Genomic DNA, 13,281 nt, shown 5'->3' on the forward strand with positions numbered 1-13,281 from the left:
GAGCGATGTTCCGAGGGCTACCTGCGAGGAGTCAGGTCATGCAGGGTGCTCCGAGGTCGGGCCGGTCGAGGTTGTCCGCGACGGCGGCGAGCGACGCTGCGAGAAGGTGTTCGGGGAGGTCTGTCTGTTCGGCGTGCCAGCGGATCCAGTCGGGTAGCAGGGCGCTGGCCTCCTTGGTGACGGGGTCGTCGACCCAGTCGCTGATCAGGCCTCGGATGTGGCGGACCCGGTGGGGTGAGGCCGCGTGCCAGGTGCCCGGAAGCCGTCCTTCGATCCACTCGTAGGCAAGGGCGTCAAGGGGCTCGGGGGCAGGCGGGTTGCCGTGCCGGTCGCTGTACCAGGTGGCGAACGCGTCGACGAGCGGGCCTGCGTCGAGGTCGCGGTGAAGGTTGGTCGCGCGGGGCAGCGGGGTGCCGCGGCGGCGTAGCGCGTCGGCGAGCTCATGCAGGCGGCGGCTGGTCCGGAACCAGTTGTCCAGCGCCGAGTCCGACTCGTCGCCCTGGAAGATCTCGCCCCCATGGTCGGCGTACGCCAGGCAGACCAGTTCGTCGGCGCGCTGCGCCGCGGCGGGCTCGGCGTCGCTCGCGGACTCGCCGGCGAAGGCTCGCCACGCTGCGACGGCCTGGGCGACGTCGTCGTACACGCCAGCGTTGACGACGGTCACCATGCCGCAGGCATCGACGTCGAACAGGAACACCGACGGGTCGACCCCGCCCGGGTAGGTGAAGCCCGCGATCACCCCGATCCGGCTGCCGTAGGCATCACACAGGTGCCAGACCTCCCCGGTGGAGGACAGACGGCGCATCGCCGGCAGCCAGCGCGCCTCGCCCCGCCCGCCAGCACGGGCGACCTTGGCGGCGAGGCGTCGGGCCGCGGTGGTCGCGCCGGAGGCGAGCGCGGGCGAGCCGATCGCGGCCAGGCCGTGCAGCAGCCGCCACGGCCCCTCCCAACCAGTGCCACCGCGGTCGAGTTCGTCATGAATCCGGGCCGCGGTCGCCTCGGTGAGCTGCGCGAACCACCAGTCGACCCACAACCCCCGGCGAACGTCGCGCACGGCGTGGCGGATCTGCCCACCGACCAGCTCGACGGTCGCCTCCTCCAGCACACGGGGCCCATCGGCGGCCAGAACCGCGCCAGAGCCGTCGAGGACAGCCGCGATCGTCGGATCGAACCAGGCCGGCCTCTCCCGAGAACCCACGAACAGGTCCACCGGCGAGACCTCTGCCGCCGAGCCGGCCTGCGCCCTGCCCGCACGCGGCGAGCCAGCACCCGACCGACCGGACGGCCCGTTCTTGGACTTCTTCGGCTTTCGCCCACGGGAGACCGGTGACATGTGGCTGATCGTAGGGACCCGCACCGTCAGGCCAACCAAGGCCATGGCGTGGTCCGGCCAACCAGATCTACGAGCCCACCCACGGCGGCGGGTCGGGATGTGAGTGAACGGCGGCATGCGGGATGTCGGTTGCTCCCGACCTCCGGACGCAAAGCGTCCCGGCGCGGCGGCGCCTACCTGCCCGGGCCACTGTGTTGGACCGGTCCGCCAGCCGCGCGGATGTCGTTCGCGATGACTGACCTGATGACCGGTGTACGACGCGATGTCGTGCGCGGTGTCCCTGGCGATGAGGGCCGCCGGCAGCGTCAGCAGTTGTCAGTGCGGCTACCGGCGACGCCCGGGGCCGTTCTTGCCGCTGATCGGAGCGTTCCATGTCGAACCGCGATCACTATCGCGTCAGTTCTCGTCTGTCTCGTCGCCGGCATGCCCAGACCGGTGGCACACATCGAGCACTACCGTCACCACGTCCTCGGCCTGCCCTACGGCACCCCCGCCCAGCCCGACGCCGCCGACCCCACCCAATACGCGCTCGGGGACCGCCCCACCGACCCTGCCGACGTGGCCGAATACGACCAGGCCCGCGACATCAGCGGCCTGCACGGCGGGCAACTGGCTCTGTAGGTACGACACAGGCACGCATGTGGACCTAGGTTGATCAGGTCGTAGTTGCCATCGCGCGGCCGGTGCTCACATCACCGATCAGAAAAGAGGTTCGAGTTCCGGTTGCCGCCTGTCCCGAGCAGGGGTGCCAGTTCGTCGATCAGCGTGTCGATGCTCGCGTCGCGCGCGACGGCCCGCGAGATCGCGGAGGCCACGGCCGGCTGCGCGGCGAGCGTGACGAGGTCGGGTCTCTCCTCGCGCCAGGCGACGCTTGCCGCGCCCCATCCTGGACGGCGGTAGAAGTAGTGGCAGGTGATGAGGAGTCCGGTCACCGCCTCCACCACGTCGTCGGCCGGTCCGACGACGGTGAAGGCGCGGCGGCTGATCTGGGGATTGCGGACCACCATGGAGGTCGCCGCCCTGCCATAGCGATCCCGCCAGCCGTAGTGCAGGGTGCCGACCCCGGTCTGGAGGGCAGCGCCCATGCACAGGCAGCAGGGCTCCACATTCGTGTAGAAAACGTGATCCTGACTGGTACATCCCGGCCGACCTGCTTGACGTCCCCGGCGAACAGATCCTCAGCCCCACCGACACCCAGCAGGACATCGTCGCTCGCATCGTCACCGAGGCCCTGCCGCCCCGCCTCCGACCAGGTGTCCCACCGGCGCTCCCGGCCTAACGGCACGTACCCGAAGCGGGCGCTCCAGCGGCTTCGACGGCCGCGTCGCCGTCTCACGGCGGGATGCGGCAGGCAGGTGACTCCAGGGACGATCGTCCGGCATCGGACGATTCTTGCCGGAGCGTAGCTTCTCTGGTGCTCTATGTAGGTGGCAGGTAGACGTTCGGGGTGGTCGGACTTCCTTCGGGCCCAGGAGCAGGAACGCACGCGTATCGAGCGCGAGAAGCGCAAAGTCGACGCCGCCATCCAGCGGGAACGGCAGCAGGAAGAACGCGACAGGCGGGCGGCCGCGCGGCGAGCCCAAACCGACGCCAAGGCGCGCGAGCAGGTGGCGCACGAGACAGCGGCGGCAGAGGCTACGGAGCGCACTGAGGAGATCAACGCCAAGGTCAGGCGGCTGGAAACGATTCTGGACGGAGCGAGTCCAGCCCCGTTCTCCTTCGACAGTCTGCGGCAGGCAGCCCGGATCCAGCGGTTCAACCTGGCGCGCTTCGGCGCGCCGGCGCCATCTCCGGACTGGCAGGACTTCGCTCCGGAGGGCCCGCCACGTGGCCTTGCGGCGAAGTTCGGTGGCCGTGCCCGCTACGAGCAGGCATTGGAAGACGCCCGGCGGCTCCACCAGGAGGCGCTCGACGCCGCGCAGCTCGCTGAAGCGACCCGGCAGAAGCGGATCCGGCAGGCGCGCGAGGAACATCAGCGCCGCGCCGACGCGGCACGCGCTGAGGTCGACAGACACAACCAGGCGGTGGACCTCTTCGAGGCCGCCTACTGGGCCGGTGATCCCGACGCCATCGAGGATTTCGTGGGTCAGGTGCTGGACCGGTCGCCGTACCCACCCGGATTTCCGGCCCGCCGCCGGCTCGCCTACCGACCCGAGCCCCGCGAGCTCTGGATCGAATTCCAGCTGCCAGACAGAGACATCGTGCCGCCCGAACGCGGGTTCCGCTACGTCAAGACCCGCAAGGCGACCGACAGCCAGCTGCGCACCAAGCAGGATCGGGATCGCCTCTACACCTCCGTGGTCGCGCAGACGGCGCTACGGATCCTCCGCGAAATCTTCGAGACCACCCCGGCAGAGTTGATCGATTCGGTGGCCCTCAACGGACACGTGGACACTCATGACCCGGCCACCGGCCAGCCCGCCTACCCATGTCTGATCACGGTCAGCGTGTCCCGCGCGGCTTACCAAGAGCTGAACTTCAACGACCATCTCAAACCCATCGACTGCCTTAAGCGACTGAAAGTGATCATGTCGCCGCATCCATACGACATCGTCGCCGTGACGCCGATCGTCGACTTCGACCTCTCCCGCTACAAGTTCGTCGACGACTTCGACGCCGCAGCCGAGCTCGACAGCCGACCAGACCTGCTGCACATGGACCCATTCGCCTTCGAGCATCTCATCCGCCAGCTGTTCGAGAAGATCGGAATGAAGGGCTGGGCCAAGACGACCCAAGGGTCTCGAGACGAGGGTGTCGACGTCGTCGTCACCGATCCCAACCCGATCACAGGTGGCATCTGCGTCATCCAGGCCAAGCTGTACAGCCGGGTCGTGCCCACCGAGTCGGTACGGGCACTGTGGGGAACCGTCGAAGAGCAGCACGCCACCAAAGGCATCCTGGTCACGACCGCCTGGTTTGGCCCCGCCAGCAGGGAGTTCGCCGCGAAACGCCTTGGACGAGTGCGTCTGATCGAAGGAGACGAACTCAAGGGTCTCCTCGAGGAGTACCTCAACAAGAAGGTTCGCATCGGCCTGCCCAAACCACCCCCACCCCGCCGCGGCTCAGGCACCTGACGTTCACCGCCGATCGTCGCTGTTCGGCGCCTGGGCGGTCAGGCGGTCGATGCGCTTGGCGGTTCGCCGACCGCCTCTGGGCCCGCCTGCTGGTTGATCGTGGCGAGCTGGGCCAGAGCGTCGTCGCGGACGTTCTCAGCGGCCTGGCGGGCGGCGTCGGAACGGGCGGCGCGGGCGGTCGCCTCGCGGGCCTCGGTGCGGGCGGCTTCTAGGACGGCGACGGCCTGGTCGGCGCGGGCCTGTTGGGCAGCGGCAGTCTCGCGGGCAGCGGCGAGCAGTTGCTCGGTGGCCGCGGCACGGAGCTGGAGACCGCCACTGGTTCAGACGGCCCGGTTGGGCACGCGATCCACCCGTCTTGACCGCCTTCGCCTCGGCCTGCCCCATCTGGTCAGCCACCGCACGGAGGCAGCCGCACTTAACGGCGAACTTAACCACCGTAGACTCGTATGATGCTGGCTATGGTCGGTGACAGAGCCTCGCATGCCACACCGCTGTCGGTGGCGCGGTCGCTGCGTCTGCTCGGCGAGCATGTGTCGACCTGGCGGAAGCTGAACCGGCTGACCGCGGCCCAGGTCGCCGAGCGAGCCGGGATCTCACGGGACACGCTGCGCGCCATCGAGCAGGGTAAGGGCACCGCGAGCACCGAGAACCTGTTCAGGGTGCTACGCACCGTCGGGATCATGGACGCCGTCGTCAGGGCCACCGACCCGTACGAGACCGACGTCGGCCGGCTACGCATGGACGAGATCCTCCCCAAGCGAGTACGGCGCTGATGGCCGAACGGAATCCTGTCGAGGTCACCGTCGAGATCGACGGGCAGGAGACCGCCGCCGGAACGTTGTGGCTTCACGACCGCGGCGGACAGAGCGCCACGTTCCGCTACACCGACGCCTACTTGACCAACCCTGCCGGATACGACCTCGACCCGGCACTGGCCAGGGCCGCCGGCGTCTTCCACACGCCGCCGCGGTCAGCCATCTTCAACGCGTTCGCCGACAGCGCCCCCGACCGATGGGGTGAGAACCTCATGAGGCGCGAGGAGCGCGAGCGCGCCCGTGCCGCCAAGACCACACCTCGCACTCTCGGCAAGGCCGACTTCCTTCTCGGTGTCCGCGACGACACCCGCCAGGGATGTGTCAGGTTCCGCCAGCCGGCAACCGCCACCTACTATTCGACGCACCGGCACGCGGTCCCACGGCTGATCGACCTGGCCCGGCTCATGCGAGCAGCCGACCGCGTCCGCGCGGAGGGCGACTTCGACCGCGACCTCGCGGACCTCATCGACGCAGGTAGCTCGCTCGGTGGCGCGCGCCCCAAGGCAACGGTACGGGACGTGTCCGGGCGGCTCTCGATCGCCAAGTTCCCGCGTTCGGACAGTGATGAATGGGACGTGGCCGGTTGGGAGGAGGTACAACTGAGACTCGCTCGGAGAGCGGGGCTTACCGTGGCGGAGTCGGAACTACTGACCGTTGCCGGCCGGCACGTACTACTCCTGAGTCGCTTCGACCGCATCGGGGCGCGGCGTCTGGGGTTCGCAAGCGCCCTGACAATGCTCGAGGCCTCCGACGGGGACCTCCGCAGCTACCTTGAGATCGCCGAGGTGATCGAACGTTACTCGCCGAGAGCTGACGCCGACCTGCGTGAGCTCTACCGGCGGATCCTGTTCTCCATCCTGACCGGGAACACCGACGACCACCTGCGAAATCACGCGTTCCTGCGAGAACGAGACGGCTGGGCGCTCTCTCCTGCCTATGACCTCAACCCCAATCCGGACAACCCGGCCCGGCTGAGCACGGCCGTCGATCTCGACAACACCGACGCAAGCCTCGACGTCGCGCTGTCGGTAGGCAACTACTTCCGCCTGTCGCCGCCAAGGGCCCGCGACCTCGTCAGAGAGGTGGAGACCGCCACGGCGGGCTGGCGGCAGGCCGCCGCCGAGCTCGGCATCCCGAAAAGCCAGGCCGACCGGATGGCAGTGGCCTACGAGAGCGAACAGCGACAGATCGCGCGTGCTCTCAGTGTGCCTTGAGGATCGGTGCAGGCGCGTGCGATCGCGTCAGAGACTGCCGTTGATCACCAGTCACACCCGCACCGAACGCAGCGGCGGCGCCGTCGTCCCAGGCAGACGTCGAGTGGTTGAACCCTGCCGGCGAGCGGTGAGGCACCATCCCACCAAGTGATCGCGGTGATCTCGTCGTTCGGGGCGAAGGCGTTGCCTGGTGTCGCTCGCCCGGCGTAGATCGCCGCGTACTCGGCGCGTTGCTCGGGGCCAAGCGCGAACCGCGCGAAGCCAGCGAAGGTCAGATCAACCCGACGCACAGGCCAAGGCCGGCCCGACCGCCAGCCGCGCCTGAACGCCGTGGATATTGGCCTTGGCGTTCCCTACCGGCCAAGTTGCCGGTTGAGTTCCTCCAGCATGTCGACGATCTCCAGCCGGCCGCTGCCCGCGGCCTCGGCCAGGACCGATCCTCGAAACCGGCCAACCAGAATGTTCGGGTCCGCGCCGTCGGCCAGCGCCTGTCCGACGGCCACCTCGTCACCGGCCCGCACAGCCTCGACCGGGCGCTGATCGGCAGCCTGTTTCACCGGTCATCACCACTGGATAGCTCGGCGAAGGCACGCAGATGCAGTCGTGCCGCGACACTGCGGGGGAACCAGGGGAAGTAGTTGCTGTCGAGTCGCCGATCCTTCTGGGGCCGCGGTCCGTTCCGCCGACGGTGGAGATCGTCGTCCGGATACGGCTCGCCATTATGCGGCAGAGGAGCGTCAGGATCTAGCTGGTGCAGACGCAGAGCATGGTCGAACAGGGCGGTCTGGGATCCGAGCGATCCAGGCTCGGCCGTCCCGCTCACCGAAGGACGCAGGACTCGATTCTTCCGATCATGATCGGCATGATGCCAACGCCGACCCACCAGGGCAAGTAGCGCACCCCGTATCCGCCATCCTCGAATCCGCGATCAATGCCTACGGACGGCGCAGCTCCTCGGGCCATGCCGCCGATGTCGCCAGGCTGATCATCCGTTTCCGATCTTGACGGTCTGGCTGACCGACTCCAACGGGCCTTGTCTTATACGAACCGTGCAGTATTCGCCTGTCTCGATTCGCCGAGGGCACATCGGACTCCGCGAGAGAGCCGCCGTGTAACCTGGCGGTCGCACACGGGAACGGCAGGATCGGCCCGCCCCGACCCACGGCGAGTTCCATCGGCGGACTGGGTGCGAGTGCATGGAGGCGCCGCCGCGCTCCCCGGCTCCAGTCGGGCCGTCGGTCAGGCGCCGCGGCTCACAGGGCCTTGGCGACGGTGGTGATGGTCCCGTCGGGCCCGATCCGGCGGATCCGGTTGTTCGCTATTTCGGCGACGTAGAGCGCGCCGCTCGTGTCGATGACCACCGAGTGGGCCCCCCAGAAGGTCGCCGCGACCGCCGGCCCCCCGTCGCCCCCGAAGCCCGTCTGGCCAGTCCCCGCGACGGTGGTGATGATCCCGTCGGGCCCGATCTTGCGAACGTTCTCCTTGACGGGGCTGACGACGTACAGCGTCCCGTCGGGCCCGATCTCGAGGATGGGCTGGAACAGGCCCGCCTTCAGCGCCGGGCCGCCCTCGCCCATCCGGCCGTCGGCGGTTTCGTCCAGCCGGCCGCCGGCGACGGCGGTGACCCCGCCGTCCGCGTCGAGGCGGTCGACCGTGGAGCTGATGAGATCGGTGAAGTAAAGGGCGCCGTCAGGGCCGACCTCGACGGTGCTCAGGCCACCGCCGGGCACGTGGATGACCGTGGAGATGACCCCGTCGGGCGTCACCTTGCGGATGCGCTCGTTGCCGAAGTCCGCGAAGTAGATCGTGCCGTCGGCAAGCACCGCGAGGTCGTCGACCGAGCCGATCTGCGCCTCGGTGGCGGGGCCGCCGTCACCGGAAAATCCCTTGACACCGGTTCCGGCCACTGTGGTGGCCATGCCCGCAGAAGGGGTGAGCCGATTGATGCGGTGTTCGCCTAGATCGGGGTAATAAAGGTTACCGGCGTCGTCGAAGTCGACCTGCCCGATGCTCGGGCTACCGCTGTAGCCCGGATAGCTGACGTCGATGTTAAGGACGTCGCCGTCCCGGCCGATCCGGTAGATCATGGCGCCACTGGAGCCATTACTGGACACGTACAGCGTGCCGTCCTTGCTCACCGCCACGTGTTCCGGCTCGAAGTCCGCGATCGCGAGTGCCTCGCCGGCGTAGGCAGGCCCGGGGCCAGGCGGCGGGGTGCGGGTGGGTGTCGGGAGGGCGGACTGCGCGCCGGGGGCGGTTCCGGTCGCGGCGGGTGTGCCCGCCGGCGAGTCGTCCGAGTCGCTGACGATGAACGCGGTCGTCCCCGCGGCCACGAGAACGACAACGGTGGCGAGGACGGCTGGGATCAGCCAGGTCCGGCGGCGGCCCCGCGGGGCACCGCCGCCGACGGGCCCGTACCCATGCGGAGGCGGGCCGCCCCAAGGCGCGCCGCCGGCCGGGGGCCAGGGGGTGGCACCGGCTGGACCCCCCGGGACGACCCAGGGGGTAGCGCCGGTCGGGACGACCCAGGGGGTGGCGCCGGTCGGGCCGCCTGGGACGGCCCAAGGCGTAGCGGCGGGCTGGGAGCCGTAGGGGGCGCCGCTGGGCGGGGACCAGAATGCGGCTTCCGCAGGGAGGGCGGGACCGCCGACGGATGCCGTGGGGACTAGGCCGGAGGGGATGCTGCCGGAGGGGGCGCCCCCTCCGGCGGCGCCCGGCGGCGCGGTGATGGCGACCGCCGAGGGCTCGGAGCCGGTCGGATGGTCGCTCCCGCCCGCGTGTCCGGGCTCGGGGGCCGGCGGCACGGCGTCAGGGTGACCGGCTGGGAGACTCGTTCCCGAGCCGCAAGGCGTGGTCTCATCTGGCGCCGATCCAACGGTCACAGCCGTCTGCACTCTCCCTGCTAGAGTCTGGCCAACTTGCCCCATATGGGGCATGCCGAATTGAGTACGGCGATGTTAGCGTAAGGGTGCAGCAGGATCCATCCGTGCTGCCCTTATCGAAGACCGGCCTTGACCGGCCCAGGAACGCGGCCCGCGACCTCGCCATGGACCGCCACGACATCGGCGCCACCGGCCGCTATCTCGCCGCGACCGCGACCGCCAATACTCGGCGATGTTCGACGCGATCCTCACCGACGCCGGGCGTTGCGGGCATGCCGGGCCTACGGTAGGCCGTTGTCGCGTCGCGTAGTGCGCGGTAGACAGCGTCGCGAGCGGGCTCGCCAGGGAAGCCGCCAGGGAACAGCCAGGTCGTTGCCGGCTTGATGGTGCTGTCAAGGATGGACGCGGTGCGGGCGGCGTCGCGCTGAGCGTGCAGAACAGCGGCGACAGCTGTGGGCAGGAGCAGCCTGTGCGCTCCCAGGCGGAGGTAGGTCCGGAGTGAACGCCTCCACCTCACCCGGCGTCCACTTCCACGGGTACTGGTTCGTGAACGCCGCGAACCGGCGCACGAGATCGATCCGGGCCCGGATCGTGGCCGGCCGAAAAACCGGCTCTGCTGCTGACGCGACCAGCCTTCCAACATTGCCGTGAACACCGCCGCCGCCGGATCGAAATGCGCAATCGTCATGGCCAGAACAAGATACGCAGCCCCGGGCAGATCAACGCGTTGCGCCACGGCCACCTCGTGTTGCATCCGATGCATCATCGTTGCATCGAACGTTGATATCGGCGTTTAGGCCGCGGTGGGTTGCGTGGTTGCCTGGCGGCGCCATTCGGACAGATAGCGGCGGGCGGTGCCCGCGTGCAGGTTGATGGCGGGTGCGAGGTCGCGGGCGAGGGCGTAGTCGGTGCGTGGGTCGTCGGGGGCGACGTCGCGGAGCAGGATGGTGGCGAGGCGGGCGCGTTTGCTGCCGCGGCGGCCGGTGCGCAGAGCCCGGGTGAGCACCGCCGGCGGGATCGGCTCCGGCGCCGCGTCCCACGCGGTAGCACTGTCCGGCCAGGACACGTCGCGCTTGGTCGGCCGGTGCGCCGCTCTGAGCGCGGCGGGCCGGCGGTCTCCGGGCGCCGAGCGCCGTCGCGGGCCGCAGCGGTCGGCTCCGCGCGCTGCCCGCCGTCGAGATCGCGCTGTCCGTCCGCACCGTGCCCGGTACCGCCGCCGAGGCTGTCGTCGTCGCTGGAACCAGTCAGGTGGACGCGGCTGGGCACGAAGTGTTGGGCGCCGCCCGAGCCGGGCCTGGGCGTGCTGGTGTGGCCGGCCGGTCGGGGGCCAGCCTGAACGGCGCGCCCCGGAGCGGCCCCAGTCGTCCTCGTGGATGGGTGGTCGTGGTCCCGTGGTGGGCAGGCAGGGTGCTCCGATCTGTTCTGTCGGTGGGGCGCGGTACCTTCCCGGCCACGAACCGCGAGTGGTAGGAGCGTCGATGAAGACGGACCCGGGCGGCCTCGCGATAGAGATCGCTGGCCTGTTAGCCCAACCCAGCCGGGCGACCATCTCGGCGCGCGCGACGTCGGCCGGGAGCCCCCACACATCGGATCTTGACGGCGACAGGTCTGCATAGGTGCGCCTGTTCCTGACCGTGGAATTGCCGCCCAGCATTGCTACCTGCCCGGAGCTCCAAACTGAAGACTGACCCTTAAACAACTGGGAGAGTGCGTGGTTGCAGTGCGGCCAAGAAGAAGTCGCACCAAAGGCAACACTAAGGAGGACGAACCGCCGCCAGCAGATTGCTCCGCTTCCGAATATGAAATATCGCTTGACGAACTACGGGCGCGTCGACCGAATCCGGTTTCTGTAACACCATCCAGGAATCCGGCCCTGCTTCCACTGGGCGAGCTCGAGCCGGAGGTATTCGAGCGACTTGTCGCAGAAATGATCGTACTGGAAAACAAACGCCACGTGGTCCATTACTACGGCCGCCGGGGTCAGCAACAGCACGGTCTTGACATATACGAGAAATGCATTGACGGCAAGCCGGTAGTTTACCAGGTCAAGCGATATCAGGAGATTTCTCCCGCAGAGATTCGCAGAGCAGTCGTTGCGTACGCGGGCCCTCCCCGGAGCTCATGCGGTTCCTCGCCAAAGCGCCGATTCAACTCGCAGAAGTTCGTTCTGGTGACGTCTGCGCGCTTCGACCATGAACGACGCAATGTGGATGCCCTCAACGCACTCGAAGAAGAATACAAAGATGATCTCGATATTGACGTTTGGGGGGCCGAGGATCTCTCGCGGCGGCTGCGGGAGCATCGAACTCTGGTTTCCGTCTTCTTTGGGAGTGCGTGGGCGAAGGAGTTCTGCGGCAGGAGGGGGATCAATCGGCGAGCAATATACGCAGTATGTATCATCGCGATCTTGGCAGCCGTTGTGTTTATTAAATATGACGGGCAGACGGCCGCAGGCGATGGAAAGAGTGGGGATGCCGTCGAGAACACAGCCAGTGGAAGTGCGGCCAAGAACCTCGTCGCTGGAACAACCTCAGTTTCGCCCGTAGGCTGCCGCTCAGGTTGGGTCATTCCTAATCAAGGAAACGGTGCGATCCCGTACAGCTCGAAAGACGCGCTTCCCGATGCTGTGGTGAGTAGCGGAGCAAAAGTGGCCGTTACTGTGCAGGGCACCATGAACAGGTCGGTTATTCTTGAGTCCGCCGAGGTAGAGATTGTAAAGCGCGCGTCACGGCGGAGTGGAGTCTATCTGCCACTCGACTGCCAAGCCGGGGTGGTGCCGAGAGCCTTCAGCCTCGATCTGAATTCACGATCACCAGAGATCGTTCCGCAGCCCGGGACCATTACTTTCCCCTACAGGGTGAACGAAGTGGAACCCGAGGTGTTTTGGATAACACCGGAACTACCGGAGGGCGAGGTCGAGTGGCGTCTTCATATAAATTGGACATCCGGAGCCGAGAAAGGGGAGTTGGTGTTCCCGCAGTCAGGGAAACCGCCGTTCCGTGTCGCAGGCACCGTTGGCATGCGGAAATTTTGCTTTGATCGGGTGAGCTACGAATGGAAACCAGAATGCTGACTCGAAGAGTAGCACTTGGCCTGGTCCTAGTGTCGGTCGCGGGCTGTGCTGCATCGGCGCCCGACACACCTCCAACGGCACCGGCTGCGACTCGGCAATTTGAGCCTCCGAAGTGGATGCGACAAGCACCGCAGCCCGCGCTCATGGGTGGTACCAGCCAGCAAGAGGCTGGCTGGGATAACGGCCTAATCTTGGCAAGCGCGGCGGCCTTCAGTAACGAAAATATGGAAGTCTTCACTTCACAAGATGGCCGCGAATGGGCCATGTCCCCACCTGCGGCTAAGACGCGTCAGCCACCGTGCTGCGGCCGCATAGTAGCGGGATTCGGTGCCGCGGGCTACGTTGTCGGCTGGGATGACACACAGCTGACTGTATGGAGAACCGAAGATGGAGAACGGTGGGCTGCCTTGCCGTTACACCTCGGTGATCTCACCGTGAATTCGCCGGTAGATCTTCGAGTCACCATCGCAGCGGGGCCGCGCGGCGTGATTGTGGTCGGAAATGATAACTACGCTCCACCTAGCTACAACGGCGTCTATGTCTGGCGCTCAGCCGACGGGCGCTCTTTCGGCGAAATGGACCGGGTGCCAGCACCTGAGCCATCATCTGGCGAAATAAGTGCGCCACCAATAGTTGCGGTCGATGCTAATGCCCAGGGATTCCTCCTCGGGCTCGCCAAAGGCGAGCAGAGCCGCCTGCTGACCTCCCGAGACGGTGCAGATTGGCAGGATACCGGTTCTGGGCTCCCTAACCCTAATGTGATCATAAGTAGTAATGGTCCGATCAAAGTCGCCTTCCGTGCTAACACCGCCGTGTTTCGCGACGGCGAGCCGCGCGCATGGTACTCACGTGATGGAGGCTGGAAGCCAGCCACAGTCGACCCGGGCCAT

General features: G+C 67.6%; 10 protein-coding genes. 5 read left to right on the plus strand and 5 right to left on the minus strand.

Annotation, left to right across the window (positions count from 1 at the left end; translation table 11 throughout):
• Positions 1–31 precede the first annotated feature (31 nt).
• Entirely contained in the window at positions 32–1,210 is a 1,179-nt protein-coding gene (locus QOZ89_RS28695) for a hypothetical protein (protein ID WP_312626549.1), read from the minus strand.
• A 546-nt stretch (positions 1,211–1,756) separates the two neighbouring features.
• Between QOZ89_RS28695 and QOZ89_RS28700 the strand changes: the two genes are divergently transcribed.
• Complete coding sequence (locus QOZ89_RS28700; RefSeq protein ID WP_312626551.1) at positions 1,757–1,954, plus strand: hypothetical protein; 198 nt, start codon at positions 1,757–1,759, stop codon at positions 1,952–1,954.
• A 71-nt stretch (positions 1,955–2,025) separates the two neighbouring features.
• On the opposite strand, the gene QOZ89_RS28705 is transcribed toward QOZ89_RS28700, so the two are convergent.
• Positions 2,026–2,418: a hypothetical protein gene (locus QOZ89_RS28705; protein WP_312626553.1), complete on the minus strand. Its 393-nt coding sequence runs from the start codon at positions 2,416–2,418 to the stop codon at positions 2,026–2,028.
• Between the two features lie 342 nt (positions 2,419–2,760).
• Between QOZ89_RS28705 and QOZ89_RS28710 the strand changes: the two genes are divergently transcribed.
• The 3 genes from QOZ89_RS28710 to QOZ89_RS28720 all read left to right on the plus strand — a co-directional run bounded on the left by QOZ89_RS28710 (position 2,761) and on the right by QOZ89_RS28720 (position 6,436).
• A complete protein-coding gene (locus tag QOZ89_RS28710) occupies positions 2,761–4,407 on the plus strand; it encodes a restriction endonuclease (protein ID WP_312626555.1) in 1,647 nt (548 codons plus the stop codon).
• A gap of 458 nt (positions 4,408–4,865) precedes the next feature.
• The gene (locus tag QOZ89_RS28715) at positions 4,866–5,180 is read left to right on the plus strand and encodes a helix-turn-helix transcriptional regulator (RefSeq protein ID WP_312626557.1); all 315 of its coding nucleotides are present in this window, start codon (positions 4,866–4,868) and stop codon (positions 5,178–5,180) included.
• Entirely contained in the window at positions 5,180–6,436 is a 1,257-nt protein-coding gene (locus QOZ89_RS28720) for a type II toxin-antitoxin system HipA family toxin (protein ID WP_312626559.1), read from the plus strand. The genes QOZ89_RS28715 and QOZ89_RS28720 overlap by 1 nt, the downstream gene beginning before the upstream one ends.
• Before the next feature lie 353 nt (positions 6,437–6,789).
• On the opposite strand, the gene QOZ89_RS28725 is transcribed toward QOZ89_RS28720, so the two are convergent.
• The 3 genes from QOZ89_RS28725 to QOZ89_RS28735 form a co-directional block, all read right to left on the minus strand.
• Positions 6,790–6,993 (minus strand): hypothetical protein, encoded by a 204-nt coding sequence (locus tag QOZ89_RS28725; RefSeq protein WP_312626561.1) that lies wholly within the window; start codon positions 6,991–6,993, stop codon positions 6,790–6,792.
• A gap of 696 nt (positions 6,994–7,689) precedes the next feature.
• Positions 7,690–8,769, minus strand: coding sequence for an NHL domain-containing protein (locus QOZ89_RS28730; protein WP_312626563.1), 1,080 nt, complete (start codon positions 8,767–8,769; stop codon positions 7,690–7,692).
• Positions 8,770–10,111: 1,342 nt separating this feature from the next.
• Complete coding sequence (locus tag QOZ89_RS28735) at positions 10,112–10,384, minus strand: hypothetical protein (RefSeq protein WP_312626565.1); 273 nt, start codon at positions 10,382–10,384, stop codon at positions 10,112–10,114.
• A 645-nt stretch (positions 10,385–11,029) separates the two neighbouring features.
• Here QOZ89_RS28735 and QOZ89_RS28740 point away from each other — a divergent pair.
• Positions 11,030–12,391 carry a hypothetical protein gene (locus tag QOZ89_RS28740; RefSeq protein WP_312626566.1) on the plus strand — a complete coding sequence of 454 codons (1,362 nt, stop codon included), beginning with the start codon at positions 11,030–11,032 and terminating at the stop codon, positions 12,389–12,391.
• Positions 12,392–13,281 lie beyond the last annotated feature (890 nt).

Source organism: Pseudofrankia coriaricola (genome assembly GCF_032027725.1).
Lineage (GTDB): Bacteria > Actinomycetota > Actinomycetes > Frankiales > Frankiaceae > Pseudofrankia.